Genomic DNA, 17,744 nt, shown 5'->3' with positions numbered 1-17,744 from the left:
GTATTCACTTGATCAAGCCGATGCTGCATCATTGAAAACAAAGGGACGGTAATCCGAGTTGTAATGATGAGGAAGAGAGCTAATAAGGGTATCATTGCGAGCAAAATAATAGACAGGCGCGGGCTGATGACAAAAGCCATGATCAGACTGCCGATAATAATGAATGAACTGCGTGCAAATACGCGGAGCAGCAGCAATACTAAGTTCTGAATTTGTGTGACATCACCCGTCAGTCTCGTCACGATGGAGCCTGAACCAAAACGGTCAAGCGATCGAAGCGACAGCGACTGTATTTTTTGAAACAGCTCCTGCCTCAGATCAGCCCCAAAGTTTTGCGATGCTATCGTCGAGAACACCGTGCAGCCGACACCTGCGATTAGTCCGATCAATGCGGCGATCAGCATTTTGGGCGCGGTGCTCGCGATTGCTGTGAGATCACCTGCTATAATGCCCTCATTCACAATGCTCGCCATGAATCGCGGCTGCAGCAAATCCATGACCACCTCTAGCAGCATAAACAGCGGTGCCAGCACAGCGCTCAGCCAATATTTCCTCAAAAATCTAGTGAGCTTTAACAACTTACCACCTCAATCTCCCATCATTTTGCGCAAACTGCAATAAAGAGGGCAGCGCGACCCGCTCCCTCTTGATAAAGTAATTATAGCATCCATCCTCTCGTTTCTACACCTAAATAATCATAAAATAATGTTAATGACTCGCTTTTGAACTTTCCACCTGTTAAAATCAAAATACCATTTAAAAGCTGTGCGTAACTGGCGGAACATGGGCAACCATGAGGAAGCGCACAGATCATTAGCCGTACGCCTGGGCAAAGGTAAGGGGACATACCCCTTGCCTTTTTATGTTTTTTTAACATTTATTTATAAGGGGCTGAGGTAGAAGATGACCGAGAAACTGATTTTGGATGGAGCCATTGTGGCCGATGCGATTAAAGAGCAGCTGAAAGAAAGAGTTGAGATTCTTAGCAAGCGGGGAATCATTCCATGCTTAGCGACGATACTGGTGGGCGATGACCCTGCGTCTGAAACCTACGTTCGAATGAAGGGCAATGCATGCAAGCGGCTTGGCATTGATTCCAAACGTATTCATTTGAACAAAAACATTTCAACGGATGATTTAATTGACGTTATTTTGCAGCTTAATGAAGACCCGCTTATTCACGGCATCCTCTTGCAGCACCCTGTACCGCATCAAATTGATGAGCGTGCTGCCTTTGAAGCGATTAGTATCCATAAGGATGTTGATGGTGTAACCGCGTTAGGTTTTGCTCAAAATGCATTTGGTTATGCCCAGTATCCGTCATGTACCCCTGCTGCTATTATGGCTATTCTTGATTACTATGAAATCAAGGTCGAAGGCAAACATGCCGTCGTCGTTGGACGAAGCCCGATTCTAGGCAAACCCGTTTCTCAGATGCTGCTGAACCGCAATGCAACCGTAACAACCTGTCATTCCAAAACAGAAAATTTAGCGGAGCTATTGCGTCTTGCCGATATCGTCGTTGCTGCAGTCGGCAAACCAAGCTTTATTCAAGGCGAATGGATTCGCGATGGCGCTGTAGTACTTGATGCAGGGTACAACAAAGGGAATATTGGGGACGTTGACTACGAGGCATGCCTAGCAAAAGCAAGTGCGATCACCCCTGTGCCTGCAGGCGTAGGTCCTGTTACGATCGCCACGCTTCTGAAGCATACGGTTGACTCCGCTGAGCGATTTGCACTTCAATAAGAGATATAGGAAGAAAAACGAGGGGATCTTATTTGCCGCTTTGCAGCTAAGATCCCCTCGTTTGTTCTATGGGATGTCTACACATCCCGTTCTAATAAATACCTCGCTGTAAACTGATCGGTAATGAGTACATTCGTGTAGCCGCCGCGCAGCGCGCCATAAATGCCATCTACCTTCTTCGCTCCGCCTGCCACAAGTATCGACTGGTCCTTGCGTTTCAGTTCATCGAGACTGATTCCAATCGTGCGCTGGTTCATGAGTGTTGAACAAATATTGCCTGTAATATCGATATAGCGTGAGCATATATCGCCAGCTGCTTTCTCGCGAATAATTTCCAGATCTGAATCTGTGAAATAATTGGCTCTAATTAATACAGAATCATCCGTAGGTGCTCCTACGGTTACAACGGCAATATTAGAAAGCTTCCCTAGCTCCAAAATATTGCGGATATGGCGATCCGATTCAATCGTCCGCTTCACAACCTCATGGTCAACAAGCGCCGGCAGCGGAATAAAGTAAGGTATCGTATGGAAAGCCTTGCCGAATAAATGAACAATTTCATAAGCGTATGTATTGGTTTCCGAATGGCTAACCCCGCCGTTGAGCTGCACGACCTTTACGTCGCGAACCGGCTTATCCTTAAGCTGAGAAGCCATTTGAAAGAGCGTCGTTCCCCACGTTGTCGCAATGATATCGCCATCTTTTACCGTATCGTATAAATAGTTCGCTGCCGCTTCGCCAATATACTTTTTTACGATGCTGTCCTCATACTGAGGCACAGAAACGATAACCGCTTTTTTCAGCCCAAACTTCGCTTCCAATCGATTCGCCAGAACAAAATTGTTTTCGTTCGGGTGTACGATTTTTATTTGAACATACCCCTCATCCTTCGCCTGCTGTAAAAATCTTGATATCGTAGGGCGCGATACCCCCAGCTTCTGAGCGATTTCTTCCTGATTATAATCCAGTTCATAATACAGCCTTGCTACATCAATCATTTTGCTAAGCTTATCATCCAGTCGATCATCAGCCATCCAAGTTTCACTCTTTCTATTTATGTCTAGAAATGCAAACGGTATCTACTCCCTCTAATTTAACATAGGTTTCAAATGAAGTGTCGCCTTCTTTGTATGAAAACAACAAATCTTACTAAAAAAAACGTCCCCCCCACTCATAACAAGTGGAATGGGACGCTTTTGCTTAATTAAATTCCGTTTCTTCCTTCATACTCTAGTGCGGACAAAATCAGTGTAACCACATCTGCTCTTGTTGCATTTTTCTTAGGTGCAAATTTATTGCCGCCCATGCCTGCTACTAGTCCTTCGGCTTGTGCCGCAGCGATATAAGGACGAGCCCATACAGGAATGTCACTCAAATCAGCAAACGTCGGCTTCGCCTTCGGATCAACTTTAATGCCTAGTGCGCGAACAAGAATTACGGTCATTTCCGTTCTTGTTAATTCACTTGATGGTCGAAGCGTATTATCCTCGTAGCCCGCAATGACCTTATCCTCGATAAGCTGTGCAAAGAAGGAGCGTGCCCATGCAGGAACTTGACCCGCATCTGCAAAGTCCAGCTTGCTTGTCGACGATTCAAGCTTCAGCGCTCTGCCAACCATTGTAATAAATTGTGCTCTTGTTGCTGTGTCTCCAGGGTGGAACGTACCGTCTCCATACCCATTAACAAACCCAATTTCCACTGCCTTCGATATAGCATCTGCAGCCCAGTGGCCGCGTACATCACTAAATGTGATGGTTGGCGTCGGTGTTGGTGTCGTCACCGGCGGTGTCGTCGGTGTTGGCGTTGGTGTCGGCGTCGGTGTTGTCACCGGCGGTGTTGTTGGTGTTGGAGTAGGTGTTGGAACTACAACATTCACATCAACAATACGTCCTTCTGTCGTTGCATTAATCGTACCTAATTGATTGATATACTCCAAGAATACCTCGTAGTCAACAATATTCATTTCGTGCTGGCGTCCAGCATCTTTGGCTTGCTTCATCGAACGATAGAAATCGCCGCCATTAGCCATAAATGAGTTTGTTGCTACAAAATAATAAGCATTCAAATCAATTGCACTGTAGCTGCCGTCTGCGTTTTTGATTTCAACCTTCGTAATGCGTTCGCCAGCCTGCTTAAGAATTCCGTCTGCATCCAAAATTTCTGGTTTCTTACTAGAATCGTAGTAGAAGCGCATTCCTGATACTTGCGGGAAGCGGCCTTGTCCTGTTTCGATTCCACTCACACCGTTCTCAAGCGCAGCAATAATTTCTTGGCCCGTCATACGAAGCGCTGTAAGGTTGTTTCCGAAAGGCATCACCGTTAGCAACTCACCCATCATGATGTCTCCATCTACTTTACCTTCAGCTGTCTTCTTAATCGAAGCGCGAATGCCGCCGCCATTCTGAATACCTACATAACCTTTTACATCTAATTCCTTTAATGCCTCATTGCTGTTTACAAAGCTTTTTACTTTGGAGACCATTCCGTCTGTCATTAGGTTTCCGAGATTGGTTTCCTTTGCTCGTGCAGAAGCACGTTCACCATCTAGGAACACATTTGTTTTGCCGATCACTTGTTTCTGAATACTCTCAACACCCGCACTGTATGGCTTCAGCATTTCAACAGCTTCCGGGTCTGCTGCATAACCGCTAACTGTAAGCAGCTTGCCATTCCATGCGGTCAATACCCCTTTGTTATTGAACTCGAGGTCCAAACGGCCCAAATAATTGCCATACTCTTCTGCCTGTACAACGAGAGTTGGTTCTCCCGCAGCATGATATACAAGCGGTGCGTCAACCTTCGTGTGGCTATGTCCACCGACGATAACGTCAATGCCTGTAACCTTCTCAGCCAATACCTTATCAAATTCATTTCCTAGATGCGTCAATGCCACAATCTTATTGATGCCTTCTTTTTGGAGCATTTTGACCGTTTCTTCAGCTTTCTTAATATAATCCTCGAACACAATATTATCTCCTGGCGAAGCAAGGAATTTTGTGTCCTCCGTTGTTAAGCCGAATACGCCGATCTTTTGCCCGCCTTCATCCAATATGATCGCGTCATAAATTTTACCTTTCGCAGCTGGTTTACCGATTGCCTGCTCAGACACAAGTCCGTTCATTGCAGGTTCCTTGCTGAAGTCGATATTTGAGCTTACAAACGGGAACTCCGCTTTTTTGATAAAATCAGCAAGTACGGATGGACCTTTATCGAATTCGTGGTTTCCGAATACCATCGCGTCATAACCGATCTTATTCATAAACTCCAAGTCCGCTTGACCAAGATATTTGTTGAAGAACAGCGTTCCTGAGAACACATCACCTGCATCAAGCAAAATAGAGTCTTTTACTTCTGCACGAATTTCTTTAATCGCTGTAAAACGTTTTGCAATCGAATCAAGGTGAGCATGCGTGTCGTTCACATGCATAATCGTTAGCTTGAATGGATCGTTCTCACCTGGAAGAGGCTCGCCTTTTAGATCAACAATCCGCCCTTCAACAGCTGAAGTTGCCGCCGTAATAGTTCCAAGCTTCTGAATGTAGCTCGTAAATACTTCATAGTCCGGCAAATACAATAAGTTTACGCGTCCTTCTTTATAGGCCTTCTCAAGTGAAGCATAGAAATCTCCGCCTTTGGCCGTAAAAGCATTTGTTGCAACTTCATATTTTGCTTTCAAATCAATCGGAACGTAGCTATCTCCGTTTTTCACTTGAATGCGCACTACACGCTCGTTCACTGGTTTAGTCGAGTCATAGTCAAAACGCATTCCAGCGATATGCGGGAAGCGACCGTCCTTAGTCGTTGTAATCGTAGACACACCGTTTTCCATTGCATCCTTGATTTCTTGTCCCGTTAATGTGATCGTAACCAAATCGTTATTGAATGGAAGAACAGTTAATACTTCCCCCTGAGTGATCGGCCCTTCGCTAATCGTTTCACGTATGCCACCGCCATTTTGCAGCGCAATGACCGCATTTGTTCCTGCCGCTTTCGCTGCTGCCAGCATACCGTCAGCGATTAAATTTCCAAGGTTTGTTTCTTTTGAGCGCACATCAGCACGAAGGCCATTCAAAATAACATCCGTATTCCCTACTACCGTTTTTGACATCTCAAGAACGCCAGGCTTGTATTTCGATTCTAAAATTTGTTTAGCGTCGGCATCCTCAGCAATGTTAAACTCCTTACCCGTCATCGCATCGATGGATATCAGTTGATCATGCCATTTGGTTAGAATACCTTCATCGTTAAAGCTCACTTCAAGCTTGCCAAGGAACTGGCCTTTTTCACCTGTTTGAACGATAAGCTTTGGTGCGCTCGGATCCGAATTGTCGACAACTGCTGCATCTAATTTCGTATGACTGTGTCCTCCGACAATGATATCGATACCTTGCACCGCTTTAGCAAGCTCCACATCTGCCTCATAACCAATGTGAGATAAAACAATGATTTTGTTAATGCCTTTTCCTTGAAGCATAGCAACTGTCTCTTTGGCTTTCTCTACTGCATTTTCGAAAGTTACATCGCCCGGTGAAGCGATATTAGCCGTATCTTCTGTGGTAAGACCAATGATTCCGACTTTCGCACCATTTATATCTTTAATAAGTGCCGGATATATGGTTGCACCAACGGTTCCATTGCCTATTTCGTTTTTGAACAATTCGTTCAAAACAACATCTTTCGAAAAATTCACATTAGACGAAACGAAAGGAAACGATGCATTTTTAATAAAATCAGCAAGTACATTCGAATTTTTGTCAAATTCATGATTACCGAAGGTCATAACATCATATTGAACTAAATTCATAAATGCAAGGTCCGCTTGTCCCAAGTATTTGTTGAAATACAGCGAGCCTGAGAACACATCTCCAGCATCGACCAGAATCGGATTCTTCGAGCTTGCTTTTGCTTCCTTAATCGCCGTTACACGGCGTAGGATGTTGTTCGGTACGCTCGTCGTATCTAAATCCAAATTCGCATGCGTATCATTTGTATGCAATACCGTCATTGCAAATTCTGATTTTTTCTTAGCTGACAGATCCAGCTGCGCAAGAAGCGGATCATGATCGCTCACTCTGCCCTGTTCTGTAGAGAAATCAGCATTGACATGTACTACGTCGATTTCTGCTTTTGTCCCATTTGCTTTATCAACGAGAATGTGATCAAGCGTTTGAGAGTTACCGTCATAGATATACGAGTAACGTTCTGAAACCGGCAGCGTATCTACAAGGTTTGTCAATTCATTGCCTTTAATTTTGTTCAATGTGCCAGAGAATTGGAAATCGTTAAAGTCGCCTAGCACGACTACACTTGCTTCAGGGTCTTTCGTTGTCAAATCCTTCACGAAGCTGTTAACAGCTTCCGCTTGCTTCGCGCGCTGCACTTCGCTGCTGCGAACAACCGGCTGAACATCACCCCAAGGCTTGCCGTCTCCACCTTTTGAATTCAGATGGTTCGCAATCGCAACAACTCGTTTTCCTTGGAACATAAATTCTGCTACAAGCGGTTTACGAGATGAAGCAAATGTTGAAGCGTCATCAGAGCCAATACGGCCAGGATTTTGCGTTAAGCCGCCAATTCCGTTTACTTTAATTGTTGATTTGTAATCGCCTTTCGTTCCTTGAGCAAGTGTTACACGGTCGGCTTGATATAAGAAGCCTACACGGATATTACCGCCAGGAGCGCCGCCATCTTTATTTCTCTCAGGAGCGATGTCTGTATAAGAATACGTAGGTCCGCCTTTTGCTTTAATCGCATCAATCAGCGTTTTGAAGCTTTGGGCAGCATCCGTATTTTCCGTATCCTTTTCGCCATCGTTGTCTTGTACTTCCATTAAACCGATAATGTCTGGCTGCTTCATATTCGTTACAATAATTGAAGCAATTTTTGCAGCTTTAGCTGTTTGATCTGCGCTGAAGTTTTCCACATTAAATGTAGCAATCGTCAGCTTGTCCGGGTTCGGTACAATACTCGTTACCTTCTGGACGTTTGTACTGCGTACGATAGTTGGCAAAGCTTGTGTAGGCAACAGTTTATACAGATCACCAGCGTATTGAATTACGCCAACGATATTGCCGTTAAAAGCATCGCCAGTTTTAATTTCTGCACCAGCTGGCTTTGATCCGCCTACATACAGCTTCTGCGGGTTCAAGCTGCTATCAATAGCAGACAAACCATTTCCTTGCAATACAATTCCGCCTACAGCGGTTTTCACTGGATTGTTAGCACCATTATCAAACGTAATTGGAGTTACCGCATTCGCGTAAGGTCCAGTAATCGTTGGATTTTTCACTTCAACGAGCATGCTCTCCAAACTCTCGAAGAAATCAATTGCATCGTTCTCTGGGTTGAACTTGCTAAAGCTGTCGGTATCGATCAGGTTAGGAATGATTCGACCGCCTGTTCCTACCAATGTAGCTTTAGGAAGCTGGTTATCGCTCGATACTTTAGTAATTGTTGCTGCATTAATTTGCGTTACAGTCAAAGATGGACTGTTTCCAAATTCCTCTACAGTACCTGTGACTGATACCTCATCCTTAACAGCTAGACCATGTGCAGGCTTGTACACCTGAATAGCCTCGGACGTATTCGGATTCTCATCCTGATCCTCATCAGGTGCCTGCATGTAGAAGGAATTCGCGCTGACCGAAGTAATAATACCAGTAACATTCGAAACCTTTACATTGGTATAGATCGATTTATGCGTCTCACCTTGAATTGTATGAATGGCAATACCATTGGTATTTTCTAATACTTTATACGAAAATGTCGATACATCGCTTGTCACTCCACCAGCTGTCACAACCGCTTTAATGACCATATCCGCATTTACGACAATAGCTTTCGTATAAAGCGTTCCTGTAGTAGCTGTCGGAACAGTTCCGTCTGTCGTGTAACGAATCACACCGCCCGGAACTAGTGAGCTTAGCGATACAGCTCCTCCTGCGTTAATGCCGCCTGACGGAATGCTCGCTTGAACAGCCAACCGTTTCTCAACAATGTCGAGTGTATTACGCGGCAATAATTCCAATCCTACACTGGAATGGAACGTCATAACGCCAGTAACCTGCTCGAAGGTCTTACCTGCCACGAACGAAGCATCGGAAGAATAAATAATAACTTTGCCGCCATTCACAGCATCCGTAGCTGTAACAACGCCGCTGGCAACACTTTCAACTTTAATATTTTTGACTTGAACCAAACGTGCTTCGAATTTGTTGCGATTTTCAGTCGTTTTGCCAAAGCTCGAAGAATCAACAACGATCTGATCTGGAACAGGAGCAGAACCCGTTACTTTTGCATTTTCAGCAGATGCCTCCAATTGAAGCAACCCCGAAAATTCAGTCAGCTTGCCGAAAGCCTCAATGACGTCCCCCGGCTGTGCCGAGACGCTGCTTGGAACTCTAACAATAATGCCTCCGTTTTGATCCTGTACAAAAAGATTTACAAAAGCGCCTGAATCCGCTCGGTGTGTTACAACACCACTAAGCGTTACGCTTGTACCAAGTGCAGCCGCACGTGCTTGTGCGATAGTCACTAGTGTAGAAATCGTATAAGAATATTCACGCAAAGCACTATTTGGAAAACCTTCTTTTTTGGCATAAGTATGAACCGTTGTAGGCGCATTAATTTTGATTTCTGTTACATTCGGCTGATACAACGTAAAGTCCTCTGGAGCAACTTGCGTTTCTCCTGCACCGTATACACTATAGTAAACACTAGCGCCAACTGTTGGCGTCGAGAGCTTAATGATTGTACCCGGAAGTACAGCTCCTTCGTTTACGTCTGGCGTTACTGCTTCAACATCAACAGCGACAACGCCGTACGTGGAGTTGCGCGGGTCGGGTGTCAGAATGTCAAAGTCCGCGGAGTTATTATCTGTATCCTTCCCGCGGCTGTCACTTGCTGCTCCTGTATCTGCTTTACGAATGGCAGCTTTTGAGCTGGATAAAGCTGCTGTTGGCTGCTTTTCAGATTCGTTCGCTGCTCCGTAACCAATAAAGTCAATCTTATCTGATGTTTTGTTTAACAGTTCTACCTTCCCATCAGAGACGCTCATTGCCAATGTCCCTACAACATCAGGTGTTGGAAGGCTTGCTCCCACGGCAGCGTTACTCGCTTGTTGAATGAGAAAGTAGCCTTTTGATTTAATAGTCCCTGTTAAATTTGTTGTATTTCCAACTGTGAAGGCACCTTCTTTACTTGCGTATCGAACGCTCCAACCTGTCAAAACAACGTCTTTATTCGTAGGATTATACAATTCGATAAAATCATTTCTCAGTGTTGCTCCGCTGTTTCCCCCACCGCCATACACTTGTGAAATAACGATATTATCTCCTGCAGGCGACGCCTGAACCGGCGCACCTAAGCTGCCGAGCGTGCCTCCAACCAAAAGAAGAGCCGCTAACAGCATGCAAGCTTTTCTTTGTATTCGTATGACCAATTTGTGCATCCTACATTTTCCCCWCTCCACAACCAGTAATGAATAAAATAGTTTACCCAACAATTAGATTAGCTACAAAGTGTAATCACAACATCAAAATGAAATTAAGTTCTCGTAAACATGCACATTTGTTCATAGATGGCAATAAAAAATCCCCTTACTCCAAAAACATGCATAACATCCGTGAACAGACTATTTGCATTGATGAAGGAAGGGGAATTTAACTTCGGGCCCAAAGTTTATGAACCATCTACTCTTAAATGTGATGTAAACTAACACAAGACTTTATGGAGAGTATACAACGGAACATTTTTCCTGTCAATTGGTAGAAGGATTTGTTTTAAATAGACTAAAATTGTGTTTGAAGTACCATATACATAACTTAACATGTAACTTTAATGGGTCGTTTTGTCTATTTAATAAATGCCGAAGTGGTTCTTTCCGTATATTCAAGCTTAATGTTACAATATTTTCAAATCCATAATCGTGCCTAGAGATGTGTTGACCTTCTAAATTTTCTACGAAACTCCCATTAATATGTCGAAAGATACGGTATTCATAGGACTGAGAAGCAAAAAACAGGACTTATCAAACAAGCGGGAAATGCAAGGATGAGCTATAGATCACTGCAACAGAAATCTAACGAACACCAGACACCTTATTTGCTTTAAAATGTAACCTTTCTAGTTCTAACGAACCTAGAGGGCCTTATTAGACCTCAATTGATGTAAATGAGCTCTATTTTACACATATAACGTTATCTGAGTTCGTTAGAATTTATTTAGGACCTGATTATTGCAAATAGCAGCATGTAGGTTCGTTAGAATTCAGTCACTGCTCGTTGCTTCTAGGCTAGGCAGAATTCAGTATCTGCTCGTTACTTCTTAGTTCATTAGCATTCAGTATCTGCTCGTTACTTCTGGGTTCATTAGAACTAAGACTATGCTCGTTGCTTCTAAGTTCAACAGCATTCAGTAGCTGCTCGTTGTTTCTGGGTTCATTAGCATTCAGTTTATGCTCGATGCTTCTGGGTTCGTTAGAATTCAGTCTCTGCTCGTTGCTTCTATTYTCGTCAAAGCCAGCCGCCCCAAACCCGACAAGCACTACTCTCTACAATAAATCCACATCCACAGGTGATTACTTTGAAAATAGAACGATTGCTCGCTGTTATCATTTATTTATTGAATCACGGCAGAACAAGCGCTTCGGTTTTGTCCCAAAAGTTTGAAGTCTCAAACCGAACGATTCAGAGGGATATGGAAGCCATTAATATGGCAGGCATCCCCATCCTTTCATTCCCGGGGCTGCTCGGAGGTTTTGAAATTATGGAGGGCTACCGCTTAAGCCATCAGGTTCTCACTAAAGATGAGCTCGTTTCCGTAATGACAGGACTAAAAGGGCTGCAAAGCCATTCGGATGATCTTGATGTTGCCCGCACGCTGGAGAAGATGCGAGCCCTATTGAAAAAAAGCGATATTCATTATACGGATAAAGCACTGGAACAATGGATTATTGATTTATCCTCATGGGGCTGCAATGAGGAGGAGAAGAAAAAAACAACTCTCCTTCGACAGGCCATTCAGAAGAAAATGGTCGTAACCTTTGATTACACCAACTCCCAAGGCTGCTCAGCTAAAGCTGTCGTGGAGCCGGCTTCCGTCGTTCATAAAGGGTTCCATTGGTATTTGTACGGCTATTGCAGAGACAAAAATATAACAAAGCTTTATCGACTATCGAGAATGCGAAAACTAGCTGCCATATCCGAAATCTTTGACCGAGAAATCGCCGTTTATGACGCTGCAGCCATTGAAGCCGAATGGAAAATGAATACGAAGACGGTGCATTTGGTGATGCGTTTTCAACCTAGCGTTAAAGTGAGAGTCGAAGATTCTTTTCAAGAAGGAATCATTCGCTGTGAGAATGACGGTACAATGGTTGTTGAAATCGTCTATCCTGAGGATGAATGGGTATATGGCATGATTTTGAGCTACGGGGACGCCGTGGAAATAATGGAGCCGAAATATGTGAGGGATATTATCCGAGATAGAGCGAAAAAAATATGGCGGCTTTACAGCTAAAAAAAAGAACGAAACGATGACAGGCAGTTGTCGTGGTTTATGTACTACAATTCAGTTATATCTGATTGTAGGAGGATTATATGATTAAACAAAATGAACTTATTCAGCAGTTTGGCAGCTTAGCGCCGTGGTATTCATCCTTATCCCATATCACACCTGAACCAGCATGGCTTAATCCGATCAAGGAGGGCAAATGGTCCTCCGCAGAAATCATTGCCCATTTAGACAAATGGGATCAATATTTCATTACAAGCGTACTGCCCGAAGCTGAAAAACACAGCAAAGTTGAATTCCCGAACCACGATGAATATAATGCTGCCTCCTCGGCTTACGCATTATCCGGCATATTGCCTTCTGAAATTTTGAATCAAGCGATTGAGACAAGACAAAAACTTGTGCAAAAATTAACCGAAATGACTGAGCAGCAATTTTTTCATCCTATTATTGTACACGGAAATACACATTGTCCACAAACGAAAGCTCCCTATTCGATCGGATATTTAATTTTTGATTTTATCCAGCATGATGAGCATCATCGCAAACAAGTAGAAGAGTTTCTACTTCAGCCGCAGTCTAAGAAGTGATACAAGAGATCGCATAAATGAAGCCTATTTCAACTAAATCAGCACACGATTTAAATTATATATAGCAGCGGCAGCCTCGGAATAATTCCATTCCTTGGCTGCCGCTATTCTCATTCCTATTCAAAGCATTAAAAGTAAACTTCTACCGTCCTTGTGTTTCCATCGCTACAGTGGCCGGCTCAGTCGATACTTTCTCGCCTTTCTGCAGCTGATACATTTTATAATATCTGCCTCGCAGCGCCATTAGAGTATCATGATTGCCGCGCTCAACGATTTCACCGCGATGCAAGACGAGAATCTGATTCGCTTCTCGAATGGTGGACAAGCGATGCGCGATAATTAGTGTTGTCCTGCCTTCACTGACCACCTTCAAGGCTTGCTGAATCAGCCCCTCCGTCTCACTGTCGATGCTGGCTGTCGCCTCATCCAATATAAGAATAGAAGGATCGAAGGCTAAAGCTCTAGCGAAGGAGATAAGCTGCCGCTGTCCCGAAGACAACGTGCTGCCGCGCTCAACTACAGGTTCATCATAGCCGCCAGGCAGCTGCTCTACAAAAGTTGCTGCCCCAACATCCTTCAGCACGCTTTTCACGCGATCTATTGTGATGTCCTTGTTGTACAGGCTGACGTTGAATTTAATGTCGCCTGCGAACAAGTACGGATCTTGCAGCACAATGCCCATATGCTTGCGCAGCTCCTGCTTCGAATACGTCGCTATATTACGTCCATCAATCGTAATGTTCCCTTTGTCCGGCTCATAAAAGCCAAGCAGCAGATTCATGATCGAGCTTTTGCCCGAACCGGTATGACCGACTAATGCAACCGTCTCTCCTCTGCGCGCTTCGAATGAAATTTGCTTCAGAACGTTTTCGCCCTCTTTATATGCAAACGTAACGTTATCGAATTTCACGACACCATCCGGACGTTTCACCTGAGCTACCTCTTCGACCTCCATGCCTTCCATGTCCAATATCGCAAATACCTTCTCCGCAGAAACAAATGCACGCTGTGCATTCGTCAATTGATCGAAAATACCGATAATCGGCTGAAAAATACGACCCAAATAATCGATAAAAGCATAAAATACGCCGTAAAGAATTGCTGTTTCCAGTGAAGCTCGCCCAAAGTACCAAATAACCATCGCTGTTACCAAGCTTCCAATGGTGCCCACAATGTTTCTTGAAGACAAAGAGAAAACTCTAAACTGTTTGATCTGGTTAATGTAACGATCCTCGTTCAGCACCTCAAACTCTTCGAGCGTCACCTTCTCACGGCGAAAAGCTTGAATAATCGGCATAACGACAATCGATTCGTTGATCATCGCATTCATGTCGCTGAGACGTGCGCGCATAATCGTAATGTATTTCTTTGAGTATTTTAAATGAATGACCATAATGATCGCGAAAAGCGGCGGCAAGAGCAAGCAAAACATCGCGAGCCGCACATCCAAAATAAACAATGCAGTAAAAATACCGAGCAGCTGTACGAAGCTGACAACAAAGGTCGCCATGAAGCTCATGAATAAATCCCTTATCGCCTCTGTGTCGTTCGCAATTCTCGATACAATTTGCCCGATCGGCGTATTGTCGAAGTAGCGCAGCGGAATTCGCTGAATATGACTCATTAAATCCATACGCATATTTTTGATAATGCGAAGCGCCGTCGTCTGCAAAATATAGGATTGCGAGAAATTGCTAATACTTGCAACAAGCAGCAGCCCCATATAAACGCCCAGCAGCCCGAGAACTGGCATAATATCATTCCCGCCGACTGATAAATGCTTATCGATTATCGTTTTTATAATAAAAGGTCCGCCGAGCTCAGCACCTACCGCGCAGCACAGAATAAGCAAGGCGCCGATAATTCTAAACTTATAGACGAGAGCATATGCGAATAGTCTTCTCGCCGTTGATTGTTTTGGCATTCTAAGCCTCCTATTCTTCCAAGCTAGCTTCCATTTGCTGCCGTTCCCACTGTTCCTTGTACCAGCCGCCAAACAGCATCAGCTCTTCATGAGATCCTTCTTCGATGATTCGGCCCTCATTCAGCACAAGTATCCAGTCCGCGTGGCTAACCGCTGATAAGCGATGAGTCGTAATAAATGTCGTCTTTCCTTCACGCTCCAAACGAATATGGTGAAGAATTCGACTTTCCGTCCGTGCATCAACTGCTGAAAGGGAATCATCCAGCAGCAATATTTCGGAATCAACGAGCAATGCCCGCGCAATCGCCAGCCGCTGTTTTTGTCCACCTGAGAGCATAACACCATTTTCCCCAACGACCGTTTCAAGTCCTTCTGGCATTTGTGTAATATCCTCTGTAAAAGAAGCCATTTGAACCGCTCGAGCGATTTCATCCTGTGTTGCGTTCGGCTTGCCTAACGCAATATTTTCTCTGATCGTCTTGGAGAGAAGCAAATGCTCCTGAGGCACATAGGCAATCCAGCGTCTCATCTGGTCTATCTCAATTTGCTCAACTGGAACTCCCGCTATCATTAAACGATCCGCTTCAAGCGGATATTGACGCAGCAGCTGCTTAAGCAGTGTACTCTTCCCGCTCCCGGTCTTCCCTACGATTCCAAGTGTCTGGCCTCGTTCAAGCTGAAAGGATACATTGTTCAAGCTAGGCTGGCTAGCCGTAGGATAAGTAAAGGTGAGCTGCTTCATCTCAATGCGCGTAGGCACCTTAATGGCAACAGGCTTATCCGAATCTTGAAGATCCGGCTTTTGCGTTAACGCCGAGTCCAATCGATCAGCAGAAGCACTGCCGCGCTGCAGCACATTAATAAACTCGCCAAACGAAATCATTGGCCAAATGAGCATGCCCAAATAGATATTAAATGAAATGAGCTGACCAAGTGAAATCTCATCTTGGAACACGAGATATGATCCATAACCTATTCCAATGGAATAACTGACACCTACAATTAACGAGATAATCGGCTGAAACATTGCATTTAGAATCGAAACCCGTTTATTTTTGTTCATAACCTCTGAGGTCACATGATCAAATGCAACAAGATCATTGTTTTCCTGCACGTACGAGCGAATAACGCGTATGCCCGAAATCGATTCCAGCGCATGTTCATTCATTTTCCCAAAGGAAGCCTGCGCGTCCAGAAAGCGAGTTCTTACTTTTTTGCCCAGCTTGCTAATCACGACTGCCAGCAACGGAAGCGGAATAAGTGCTGCGATCATTAATTTATAGCTGACTAATGAAATCATCATAATGATGACTACCGATGCCCCTACCAGCGTGTTGACGAGTGTCATTACACCGTATCCCGCTGTCTGGCCAATTGCGAGTACATCATTTGTCGCGAGCGCCATTAGCTGTCCCGTGCTGTTGCGCTGAAAGAAAGCAGGCGTCATCCTTGTTAAATTTGCGAGCAGCTTCCCTCTCAGCACCTTCTCGATAAGCGCCGAATTGCCAAACAGCGTCGTAATCCATATATAGACCATGACGTAAAGAAATAACGCAAGCAGAACTAGAGTCAACACCGTCTGCGTTAAACCAGCTGAGGTCAGCTGGCCATCGCGGATGTTGTCAACCGTTCGTCCAATTAGATTAGGCGGTATTGTGGAGAGCAAGCTAACGACCGCCATAATGCCTATGGCAAGCGCATAGCTGCCCCATCTATCCTTAAAAAACCATCGCAACCGTTTTACAAAAGACATGAGATCCCCCTTTTCCGCTAATTCAACGACCTTTTCTCTCTAACATTTGAGACTCGAAATGGCAATCGAAGAAATAGCAGCTCCATAATGAATAACAATATTCCAAAAGCGATTAAAAGCATGACCCAGCTTTCTTCTACATTCAACAAGAACGGATATATTATAACMATTAAAATGTTGAACACCAAATAAGTATTTCTGCGGCTAATCGCAGTATCCAACAGCTGAACAGCTCCATCCTGTTTCAGCATTTCAATAAGTCCATTAAAAATCCAATACGCCATCAAAATATGAAGAATAAACAGCAGTTGCGAATAAAAATGGACGGCCAGCGGTATAGACGAAAATTCCGTAATCGTTACATTTGATTGGAAAAACAGAACTGGAATAGTAAGAATGATCAGAACAATAGAAATGTACTTCGCTTTTTTATAAGCCGGGTGTGTGGAGCCCAGATGCTGCAGGGCTGACAAAACCATCAAGTAACCTATAATGTCAGGCAGCAAATCAAAGTATCCAAGCCTTATATCTATCATTGCAATAACAAGGCCCCAGCCAAGTCTCCTTAGTTCGCGTCTGAAAGGGGTGCTCAATGCATTTCACCTCCCGAACGGACTAAACGCTTCAGCTGCCGCTCACTAAAATTAAGGTTATGATTAATCGGAATATCCTCAATCATCTCCTGTCCGTCTTCCAGCTTGAAGTGAAGAATGATTTTGGACTTAAACATCGTGAAGGCTTCGGGCTCATTATCCGGAATAGACCATTGATATGTAAATGCTAATGAATCATCTTGCGACAGCTTCATTGGGAATTCAACCGACGCAAGCGGCTTCCCTAATAGATCAAGCTTGAACCATGGCTTCACTTTATCGCTGAACGTATATTCAACCTTCTCTAAAACAGCTGCTTTGCTTACATAAACCTTATAGCTTCCAGAGCCATTTGAGGACGAGCTTCCCGAAGCAAAGTCCAGTATGCTTTCTCGTTTATTCCACACGACATTAATCTCACCAATCGGAACTTTTCTAGACTGCCCTTTCTCGTAATACACCGTAATCTCTCTTATTGTGAACGGTATTTTCCTATCCTCATTGATAACATCTGGCATCAATTGTCCAGAGGCTCGCATCTCAGATTGATGAGTATGCGTGTTGCTTTTATAAATTTGAAATCGGAATTCCGGCAGTTCTTCTATTTGAATGCTGCTTACTTT

10 protein-coding genes and 1 riboswitch are annotated in these 17,744 nt (G+C 44.1%); of the genes, 3 read left to right on the top strand and 7 right to left on the bottom strand.

All coding sequences use genetic code 11. From position 1 onward, the window contains the following. A partial coding sequence (locus tag AC1DSE_RS14655) for an ABC transporter permease (RefSeq protein WP_477527827.1) occupies positions 1-578 on the bottom strand: 578 nt, incomplete at its 3' end. Between the two features lie 181 nt (positions 579-759). Further along, positions 760-838: riboswitch (ZMP/ZTP riboswitch) on the top strand. Between the two features lie 65 nt (positions 839-903). Between AC1DSE_RS14655 and AC1DSE_RS14650 the strand changes: the two genes are divergently transcribed. Further along, positions 904-1,749 (top strand): bifunctional 5,10-methylenetetrahydrofolate dehydrogenase/5,10-methenyltetrahydrofolate cyclohydrolase, encoded by an 846-nt coding sequence (locus tag AC1DSE_RS14650; RefSeq protein ID WP_477527826.1) that lies wholly within the window; start codon positions 904-906, stop codon positions 1,747-1,749. A 77-nt stretch (positions 1,750-1,826) separates the two neighbouring features. Here AC1DSE_RS14650 and AC1DSE_RS14645 read toward each other — a convergent pair whose 3' ends face one another. After that, the gene (locus AC1DSE_RS14645; protein WP_477510397.1) at positions 1,827-2,783 is read right to left on the bottom strand and encodes a sugar-binding transcriptional regulator; all 957 of its coding nucleotides are present in this window, start codon (positions 2,781-2,783) and stop codon (positions 1,827-1,829) included. Positions 2,784-2,953: 170 nt separating this feature from the next. Next, positions 2,954-10,198, bottom strand: a complete 7,245-nt coding sequence (locus AC1DSE_RS14640; protein ID WP_477510396.1) for a 5'-nucleotidase C-terminal domain-containing protein — start codon at positions 10,196-10,198, stop codon at positions 2,954-2,956. A 1,133-nt stretch (positions 10,199-11,331) separates the two neighbouring features. On the opposite strand from AC1DSE_RS14640, the gene AC1DSE_RS14635 reads away from it, so the two are divergent. Next, on the top strand, positions 11,332-12,267 hold the full coding sequence (locus tag AC1DSE_RS14635) for a helix-turn-helix transcriptional regulator (protein ID WP_477510395.1): 936 nt from the start codon (positions 11,332-11,334) through the stop codon (positions 12,265-12,267). An 80-nt stretch (positions 12,268-12,347) separates the two neighbouring features. After that, the gene (locus AC1DSE_RS14630; RefSeq protein ID WP_477510394.1) at positions 12,348-12,851 is read left to right on the top strand and encodes a DinB family protein; all 504 of its coding nucleotides are present in this window, start codon (positions 12,348-12,350) and stop codon (positions 12,849-12,851) included. 142 nt (positions 12,852-12,993) lie between these two features. Here the strand turns inward: AC1DSE_RS14630 and AC1DSE_RS14625 are convergent, their stop codons facing one another. The 4 genes from AC1DSE_RS14625 to AC1DSE_RS14610 form a co-directional block, all read right to left on the bottom strand. Further along, on the bottom strand, positions 12,994-14,775 hold the full coding sequence (locus AC1DSE_RS14625; RefSeq protein ID WP_477510393.1) for an ABC transporter ATP-binding protein: 1,782 nt from the start codon (positions 14,773-14,775) through the stop codon (positions 12,994-12,996). A gap of 10 nt (positions 14,776-14,785) precedes the next feature. Continuing rightward, positions 14,786-16,528, bottom strand: coding sequence for an ABC transporter ATP-binding protein (locus tag AC1DSE_RS14620; RefSeq protein WP_477527825.1), 1,743 nt, complete (start codon positions 16,526-16,528; stop codon positions 14,786-14,788). Positions 16,529-16,545: 17 nt separating this feature from the next. Continuing rightward, entirely contained in the window at positions 16,546-17,121 is a 576-nt protein-coding gene (locus tag AC1DSE_RS14615) for a hypothetical protein (protein WP_477527824.1), read from the bottom strand. Then, the coding region (locus tag AC1DSE_RS14610; protein WP_477527823.1) for a hypothetical protein at positions 17,118-17,744 on the bottom strand (627 nt) is incomplete at its 5' end. The genes AC1DSE_RS14610 and AC1DSE_RS14615, both read right to left, overlap by 4 nt.

The organism is Paenibacillus sp. 01L418 (genome assembly GCF_056400045.1).
This window is presented reverse-complemented; position numbering and strand designations above follow the sequence as displayed.